This is a genomic window from Antarctobacter jejuensis, assembly GCF_052266595.1.
Lineage (GTDB): Bacteria > Pseudomonadota > Alphaproteobacteria > Rhodobacterales > Rhodobacteraceae > Antarctobacter > Antarctobacter jejuensis.
This window is the reverse complement of sequence record NZ_JBQQXJ010000041.1, coordinates 1-2115: the sequence shown is the minus strand read 5'-3', so window position 1 is coordinate 2115 and position 2115 is coordinate 1. Positions and strand designations below refer to the sequence as shown.

Sequence of the window (2115 nt, the reverse complement as noted above, 5' to 3'; positions counted from 1 at the left end):
TGTTGATTTCCGCTGAGAAGTGACCCGGTAGCCCCCCAGATTTTCACTGAGAACTGACCCATGTGAACACGTTGCCCCGACGGATTTGGTCGGGGAGATATGGAGTGATCGACATGGGATTTTTGAGTGTCATCCGACGCTGGGCATTGCGTGACAAGATGCCGATCCGCGAGATTTCCCGACGCACGGGCCTGTCTCGCAATACCATCAGGAAGTACCTTCGCGAAGGCGCAGTTGAAGCGAAGTTCAAGACGCCATCTCGGCCAAGCAAGCTGGATCCTTATGCGGACCGTCTGTCTGCCTGGTTGCTGGCGCAGACGCGAAAGCCGCGCAAAGAGCGGCGGACGGTGAAGCAGATGCATGCTGATCTGGTGAAGCTTGGCTATGATGGCTCTTATGGCCGCGTGGCGGCTTTTGCCCGCGTGTGGCATGCGGATCGGCATCGAGCGGAGCAAACGACGGGTCGCGGCACCTATGTGCCCCTTGTGTTCCAGCCCGGCGAGGCGTTCCAGTTCGACTGGAGCGAAGACTGGGCCAACATTGGCGGCGAACGGATCAAGCTGCAGGTGGCCCATATCAAGCTGTCGCACAGCCGAGCCTTCCTTGTGCGGGCCTATCCGCTTCAGACCCATGAGATGTTATTTGACGCCCATTGGCACGCTTTCCGTGTCTTCGGTGGCGTGCCCGCACGGGGCATCTACGATAACATGAAGACGGCGGTGGATCGTGTTGGACGGGGCAAGCAGCGGGACGTCAATGCCCGCTTCAAGGCCATGGCCAGCCACTACGTCTTTGAGCCCGAGTTCTGCAACCCGGCCGCAGGCTGGGAGAAAGGCCAGGTCGAGAAGAACGTTCGCGATGCCCGGAACCGGCTGTGGCAGGTCATGCCAGTCTTCACCGATCTGGCCGAGTTGAACCAGTGGCTGGAGGATCGCTGTGTGGCCCTATGGGCCGAGACAAGGCACCGGGAATTGCCTGGCACTATTGCCGATGTCTGGGAGGCAGAGAAGCCGACGCTGATGACCTTGCCTCCGGCCTTCGATGGGTTCGTCGAGCACAGCAAACGGGTGTCGCCAACATGCCTGATCACCTTCGAACGCAATCGCTACAGCGTTCCTGCCAGTTTTGCGAACCGCCCTGTCAGCCTTCACGTCTACCCGGAACGGCTGGTTGTCGTGGCGGAAGGCAAAACCGTTTGCACCCATGGTCGCGTCATCGAGCGGTCGCACCATAAACCTGGAAAGGTCATCTATGATTGGCGGCATTATCTGGCGGTGATCCAGCGCAAGCCGGGAGCCCTGCGCAATGGCGCGCCGTTCACCGAGATGCCAGACGCCTTCCGCCGCCTGCAGGATCACATGTTGCGCAAGGAGGGTGGTGACCGGGAGATGGTCGATATCCTGTCCCTGGTTCTGCATCACGACGAAGACGCCGTTCTGTGCGCCGTGGAATTGGCGCTGGAAGCTGGCGTGCCGACCAAGACGCACATCCTGAACCTGCTTCACAGGTTGCTCGACAGCAAACAGACCGATCTTCCAGAGGTCGATCCGCCGGAAGCTCTGGCCCTGGAAACGGCACCGAAGGCCAACGTAGACCGCTATGACGATCTGAGACAGGCTGGGGAGAAGCGCCATGCGTCATGATCCGGCAGGCGCCTCGATTGTGATCATGCTCCGCAGCCTCAAGCTGCATGGCATGGCGCAGGCCGTCGAAGATCTGGTCGCCCAGGGGGCGCCAGCGTTCGAGGCTGCAACACCGATGTTGTCCCAACTGCTCAAGGCCGAGATTGCAGAGCGAGAGGTGCGGTCAATCGCATACCACACGAAGGTTGCGCGCTTCCCGTCCTACAAGGACCTCGCTGGCTTTGACTTCAAATCCAGCGACGTCAACGAAGCCACCGTCCGGCAACTGCACCGTGGCGAGTTCATGGAGGGGGCGGAAAACGTCGTTCTGATCGGCGGCCCCGGAACCGGCAAAAGCCATATCGCAACGGCCATCGGCGTTCAGGCTATCGAGCATCACAGATGCAAGGTTCGCTTCTACTCGACGGTGGAACTCGTCAACGCGCTGGAACAGGAAAAGACGCTCGGAAAAGCCGGGAAAATGGCCGAGATG

2 protein-coding genes are annotated in these 2115 nt (G+C 60.1%); both read left to right on the top strand.

What is annotated here, in order from left to right; genetic code table 11:
- The first annotated feature begins 113 nt into the window (after nt 1-113).
- Nucleotides 114-1643, top strand: a complete 1530-nt coding sequence (gene istA / locus ACTXGA_RS24420; RefSeq protein ID WP_443397312.1) for an IS21 family transposase — start codon at nt 114-116, stop codon at nt 1641-1643.
- Nucleotides 1633-2115, top strand: a 483-nt coding sequence (locus ACTXGA_RS24415; RefSeq protein ID WP_443397311.1) for an ATP-binding protein, incomplete at its 3' end; no start/stop codon positions are given. The genes istA and ACTXGA_RS24415, both read left to right, overlap by 11 nt.